Source organism: Pseudonocardia sp. DSM 110487 (assembly GCF_019468565.1).
Lineage (GTDB): Bacteria > Actinomycetota > Actinomycetes > Mycobacteriales > Pseudonocardiaceae > Pseudonocardia.
Genome location: NZ_CP080521.1, coordinates 9534520 through 9539986, shown reverse-complemented (window position 1 = coordinate 9539986; position 5467 = coordinate 9534520). Strand labels below are relative to the sequence as shown.

The 5467-nt window shown below is 70.3% G+C and carries 5 protein-coding genes and 2 riboswitches; of the genes, 2 read left to right on the top strand and 3 right to left on the bottom strand.

Annotated elements, in window-relative coordinates; translation table 11 throughout:
* Positions 1-183: 183 nt before the first annotated feature.
* Positions 184-624 (bottom strand): nitroreductase family deazaflavin-dependent oxidoreductase, encoded by a 441-nt coding sequence (locus tag K1T35_RS44880; protein ID WP_220257717.1) that lies wholly within the window; start codon positions 622-624, stop codon positions 184-186.
* A 60-nt stretch (positions 625-684) separates the two neighbouring features.
* A riboswitch (TPP riboswitch) is annotated at positions 685-795 on the top strand.
* Between K1T35_RS44880 and thiD the strand changes: the two genes are divergently transcribed.
* Positions 786-1637 carry a bifunctional hydroxymethylpyrimidine kinase/phosphomethylpyrimidine kinase gene (gene thiD / locus K1T35_RS44875; protein ID WP_220257716.1) on the top strand — a complete coding sequence of 284 codons (852 nt, stop codon included), beginning with the start codon at positions 786-788 and terminating at the stop codon, positions 1635-1637. Its footprint overlaps the riboswitch before it by 10 nt.
* A 15-nt stretch (positions 1638-1652) precedes the next feature.
* Positions 1653-1761: riboswitch (TPP riboswitch) on the top strand.
* Positions 1751-3370, top strand: coding sequence for a phosphomethylpyrimidine synthase ThiC (gene thiC / locus K1T35_RS44870; protein WP_220257715.1), 1620 nt, complete (start codon positions 1751-1753; stop codon positions 3368-3370). It overlaps the preceding riboswitch by 11 nt.
* A gap of 72 nt (positions 3371-3442) precedes the next feature.
* On the opposite strand, the gene K1T35_RS44865 is transcribed toward thiC, so the two are convergent.
* Together K1T35_RS44865 and K1T35_RS44860 are read right to left on the bottom strand one after the other, a co-directional pair.
* Complete coding sequence (locus tag K1T35_RS44865) at positions 3443-4282, bottom strand: SgcJ/EcaC family oxidoreductase (RefSeq protein ID WP_220257714.1); 840 nt, start codon at positions 4280-4282, stop codon at positions 3443-3445.
* 29 nt (positions 4283-4311) lie between these two features.
* Positions 4312-5247 carry an RNA polymerase subunit sigma-70 gene (locus tag K1T35_RS44860; RefSeq protein WP_255621357.1) on the bottom strand — a complete coding sequence of 312 codons (936 nt, stop codon included), beginning with the start codon at positions 5245-5247 and terminating at the stop codon, positions 4312-4314.
* Between the last annotated feature and the right edge of the window lie 220 nt (positions 5248-5467).

The window sequence follows — 5467 nt, the reverse complement described above, 5'->3', positions numbered from 1 at the left end:
GTTCGATGATCGAAACCAGCGGAAGCCCGAAACCGCGAACGCCCTTCGCATAACCGCGCACATCCCCGCGCCCGTCCTGCGCGCCTACCTCGCGGCTGTCGATGTGCAGCCGTGATCGCGACCGGGACCTGTCGTCCGCATACATGCGAAGACGAGATCCCGATCCGGGCGATCACGACCGGCTCAGCCCGCGACCGGCTCCAGCACGAAGACCGGGATCTGGCGGGTCGTCTTCTTCTGGTAGTCGGCGTAGGGCGGGTAGGCCGCGACGGCCCGCTCCCACCAGATCGCCTTCTCCTCGCCGGTGACCTCCCGTGCCACGAAGTCGTTCGTCTCCGTGCCGTCCTGGAGGTCGACCTTGGGGTCGGCCTTGACGTTGTGGTACCAGACCGGGTGCTTCGGGGCGCCGCCCAGCGAGGCGACGATGGCGTACACACCGTCGTGCTCCACGCGCATCAGCGGCACCTTGCGGAGCTTCCCGCTCTTGACACCGCGCGTGGTCAGCAGCACCACGGCCATGCCGTTGATGTCGACGCTCTCGGTCGTCCCGGTCTCGAAGATCTTCTCCGTCTGCTCCCGCACCCATCCGGTCGGGCTGATCTCGTATTCACCTTCGAGTGGCATGACGTGACCAACACCGCGATCTCGCCGGATCTTCCCCTCGCCCTTCCACACGGGTTACGGTCGAGGCAGACGGGAGCTCGCAGCAGCGGGCTGAGAGGGTGGCTACGGCGCCGCCGACCGCAGGAACCTGTCCGGGTAATGCCGGCGTAGGGAGGCTGAACATGGCTGAGCCCACCGTGGGCATCACGCCCCCGACCGTCATGACGATCGCGGGCACCGACTCCGGCGGCGGCGCGGGTGTCGCGGCCGACCTGCGGGCGATGGCGGCCTGCGGGGCGCACGGCTGCGTGGCCGTCACCGCGGTCACCGTGCAGAACACGCTCGGTGTGACCGGCGTCCACACGATCCCGCCGGAGACGGTGGCCGCCCAGATCGAGGCCGTCGCCACCGACATCGCGCTGGGCGCGGTGAAGACCGGCATGCTGGCCGACACGCCGATCATCGAGGCGATCGTCGGCGCATGCGACCGCGTCGGCATCGGCGGTGAGGGCATCCCGCTGGTCATCGACCCGGTCGCGGCCTCGATGCACGGCGACCCGCTACTGGCCGACACCGCGCTCGATGCCTACCGCACACTGCTCTTCCCACGCGCCGTGCTGGCCACGCCCAACCTCGACGAGGTGCGGCTGCTGGCCGGTGTCGACGTGCACGACCGCGCGGCCCAGTACGAGGCGGCCAAGGTGATGCACGCGTTCGGGCCGCGGTACGTGCTGATCAAGGGCGGGCACCTGCGCGAGGACACCGACGTGTGCGTCGACCTCCTCTACGACGGCCACACCTTCACCGAGCTGCCCGGGCCCCGCTTTGCCACCGGCAACACCCACGGCGGCGGCGACAACATGGCCTCGGCCATCGCGTCGGGGCTCGCGCGCGGCATGGAGGTGCCAGAGGCCGTCGTGTTCGGGAAGCGCTACGTCACCGAGGCCGTGCGGCACTCGTACCCACTGGGCAAGGGGCACGGCCCCATCTCGCCGCTGTGGACGGTCCGGAACTGGTGGGAGCAGACCGTCTGAACCTCGCAACACAACTGAACACACCGCGGGAGCTCGTGCGCGCAACGGGCTGAGAGGGCATGTGCAGCCGACCGCAGAACCTGTCCGGGTAATGCCGACGTAGGGAGAGAGCGATGACCGCAGTCGCGCCGTCCGTCACGACCGGGCCCATCAGGGGCTCGCACAAGGCGTATCTCGAGGGACCGGACGGGCTGCGCGTCCCCGTCCGCCGCATCGAACTGTCCACCGGCGAGCACCACGACGTCTACGACACGTCCGGGCCGTACACCGACGACACCGCCCCTATCGACCTCGCCGCCGGGCTGCCGCCGCTGCGCGCCCCGTGGGTCGCGGCCCGCGAGCCGGGCACCCAGCTGTCGTACGCCCGCGCCGGGGTGATCACGCCGGAGATGCGGTTCGCCGCGATCCGGGAGGGTGTCGACGCCGAGCTGGTGCGGTCGGAGGTCGCCGCCGGGCGCGCGGTGATCCCGGCCAATCGCCGTCACCCGGAGTCGGAGCCGATGGTGATCGGCAAGAGGTTCCTCGTGAAGGTCAACGCCAACATCGGCAACTCCGCCGTGACGTCCTCGATCGAGGAGGAGGTCGAGAAGATGGTGTGGGCCACCCGGTGGGGCGCCGACACGGTCATGGACCTCTCGACCGGCAAGCAGATCTCCGAGACGCGCGAGTGGATCCTGCGCAACTCGCCGGTGCCGATCGGCACCGTCCCGATCTACCAGGCGCTGGAGAAGGCGGGCGGGGATCCCGCGGAACTGTCGTGGGAGCTGTATCGCGACGTCGTGATCGAGCAGTGCGAGCAGGGCGTCGACTACATGACGGTGCACGCCGGTGTGCTGTTGCGCTACGTGCCGCTCACCGCGAAGCGCGTCACCGGGATCGTGTCCCGTGGCGGCTCGATCATGGCGGCATGGTGCCTCGCGCACCACCGCGAGTCGTTCCTCTACGCGCACTTCGAGGAGCTGTGCGACATCCTGCGGGCATACGACGTCACGTTCTCCCTCGGTGACGGGCTGCGGCCCGGCTCGATCGCCGACGCGAACGACGAGGCGCAGCTCGCCGAGCTGAAGACGCTCGGGGAGCTCACGGCGATCGCCCACTCGAAAGACGTGCAGGTGATGATCGAGGGGCCGGGGCACGTGCCGCTGCACAAGGTCGACGAGAACGTGCGGCTGGAGGAGGAGTGGTGCGGCGAGGCGCCGTTCTACACGCTCGGCCCGCTCGCCACCGACATCGCGCCCGGATACGACCACATCACGAGCGCGATCGGCGCGGCCCGGATCGCGCAGGCAGGCACCGCGATGCTCTGCTACGTCACGCCGAAGGAGCACCTCGGCCTGCCGAACCGCGACGACGTGAAGACCGGCGTGATCACCTACAAGATCGCCGCCCACGCCGCGGACCTGGCCAAGGAGCACCCGCGGGCCCAGGCGCGGGACGACGCGCTGTCCGCCGCCCGGTTCGAGTTCCGCTGGCTCGACCAGTTCCACCTGTCCCTCGACCCGGACACCGCGCTCGCCTTCCACGACGAGACCCTGCCCGCCGAGCCGGCGAAGACCGCGCACTTCTGCTCCATGTGCGGGCCGAAGTTCTGCTCGATGCGCATCACGCAGGACGTCCGCGACTACGCCGAGGCCAACGGCCTGACGACGGTCGCGGCGATCGAGGCCGGCATGGCGGAGAAGGCGACGGAGTTCACGGAGAACGGCGGGAGGATCAACCTCCCATTGGCCTGAGGGAGTAGGAATGCTCTTCGATCCTGCAGAGGATTTTCCTGCGCAGGAAAATCCTCTGCAGGATCGAACTCGTCACCGGTCCGGTCGCAGGTCCAGTAGCGCCGTCCCGGTCTCGTGGTCCACCGGGTAGGACACGTGTTGGTGGATCATCTGCCAGCCCTGCTCGCCCCGCCGGAACACCCGCGTGCCGCGCGACCAGTTGTCGAAGGGCTTCCCGTCGGGGCCGTTGCCGGTGATCTGGTCGAGCCCCCACGACACCGCCAGGTCGTCGCGGGTCAGGACCGTCAGCTCGGGGATCGTCCAGTGGATGTCGGCGCCGCCGCCCGCCTCCAGGCCGGCCTTGCAGACCTCGCGCACGGACTCCTTGCCGACATATTCCAGCCGCGTGCCGTGCTCGTAGGAGACGACATCGTCGGCGATCCGCTCCATCATCCCGTCGAGGTCGCCGGCGGCGGTCTGCTCGAACCAGCGGTTCTGCACCGCGCGGATCTCCTCGGCCGCCTCGTCGGGGACCGCTTTCTCGTCGGGGAACGAGTGGTGCTCGTGCGCCACCACCCAGCGCCCGTTCTCCTTGCGCAGGCCGAACGTGATCCGCAGCCTCTGCTCCGGGTGGGCCGCGTGCTGCGCTGCGGTGCCGCAGCGCAGCAGCGCCCACGCGAACGCCACGTCCTCGCCCGCCGTGACGTCGAGCTCGACGATCTCGAACGTCGCTCCCTTCGCCTGCCATTCGAAGAAGCCCGGCCACGTGTCGCGGTAGGCCTCGATGCCGCGGGCGCCCTGCTGGGGCGGCGGCACGTCGAACATCACGATGTCAGCTGTGTGGTCGGCCAGCACCTCGTCGAGGTCGCTTGCGTGCACGGCGCCCGCCCACCGCTCGATCAGGTCCCGGATCTCTTGCTCATCGGTCTTCATGCCCGGTCAACCCCGGGCAGCGCCCGAACTCATCGCTCGATCCGCCGCGGGAGCCCGAAGCGGGAGAAATCGGCCTCCAGGAACGCCACGACCTCCTGCACGACGCCGCCGCGCACCGTGAGCACGTCGAGCCCCATCGGGACGTAGGCGGTGCCGTCCCACGAGTAGGTGGCGAACGCCGGCATCCCGTTCGCGGACGTCGGCAGGAAGCGCCACCGGCAGGTGAGCGGTCCGGTGACCAGGAACTCCCGGATGGCGTCCCGCCCGGCGTACCACTCCGGCAGTGGCGGCATCGAGTAGCGCGCGTCCTCGGCGAGCATGGCCACGATCGCGTCGACGTCGCCCGCCTCCCACGCGGCGGCGTAGCGGCGGGCCAGCTCGGCCGTGCCCGCCGCGTCCCGGTCCGGCGCCGGTCGTTCGCGCGGCGTGCGGGCGCGCTGCAGCGCGCTGTTCACGGCCGCGACCGAGGTGTCGAGCAGGCCGGCCGTCTCGGCGGCCGAGAAGCCCAGAACATCCCGCAACAGGAGCGCGGCGCGCTGCAGGGGCGGCAGGTGCTGAAGCGCGACGAGGAAGGCCAGCTCCACGCTCTCCCATGCGACCAGCCGCTCTGCCGGGTCGAGCTGCTCGGTGAACGCCATCCGGTCGTCGGGCAGCGGTTCCAGCCAGCGCACCTCCTGCGCCTCGCCGGGCGTCAGGGCAGTCGGCAGCTCCCGGCGGGCGGACCGCCCGAGGAACGTCAGGCAACGGTTGGTGGCGATCTTGTACAGCCACGCCCGCACCGATCGCCCGCGGTCGTCCAGGCGGGCCTCGAAGCCGGACCACGCCTGCCAGGCCCGCAACCACGTCTCCTGGACGACGTCCTCGGCGTCGGCGAGCGAACCGAGCATCCGGTAGCAGTGCGCGGTGACCTCACCGCGGAACGGCGCGACGGCGGCGGTGAACTCAGCCTCGACGGTGGATGCCACGCACCCATGGTGGATCAGGCAGCAGGTCCACTGCCGCGCGCCGCATGTGGTGATCATCGCGCGGGTGCGTCAGCGGCCACATGTGGCCGCCTGCGCACCAGGCCGGCGATCATGCCTATTTCCACAATCGGTGCGTGATCGGCCCGGCGCGCGCTGTGAGCGGCCCGGCACCCCGGTCTTCCGCCCTGCGATCGTCGTGCGCGCGGTACCGCGGATCGGG

Coding starts and splice junctions, on each gene's coding strand:
- K1T35_RS44880 (WP_220257717.1), bottom strand. CDS start 624: ATGCCACTCGAAGGTGAATACGAGATCAGCCCGACCGGATGGGTGCGG.
- thiD (WP_220257716.1), top strand. CDS start 786: ATGGCTGAGCCCACCGTGGGCATCACGCCCCCGACCGTCATGACGATC.
- thiC (WP_220257715.1), top strand. CDS start 1,751: ATGACCGCAGTCGCGCCGTCCGTCACGACCGGGCCCATCAGGGGCTCG.
- K1T35_RS44865 (WP_220257714.1), bottom strand. CDS start 4,282: ATGAAGACCGATGAGCAAGAGATCCGGGACCTGATCGAGCGGTGGGCG.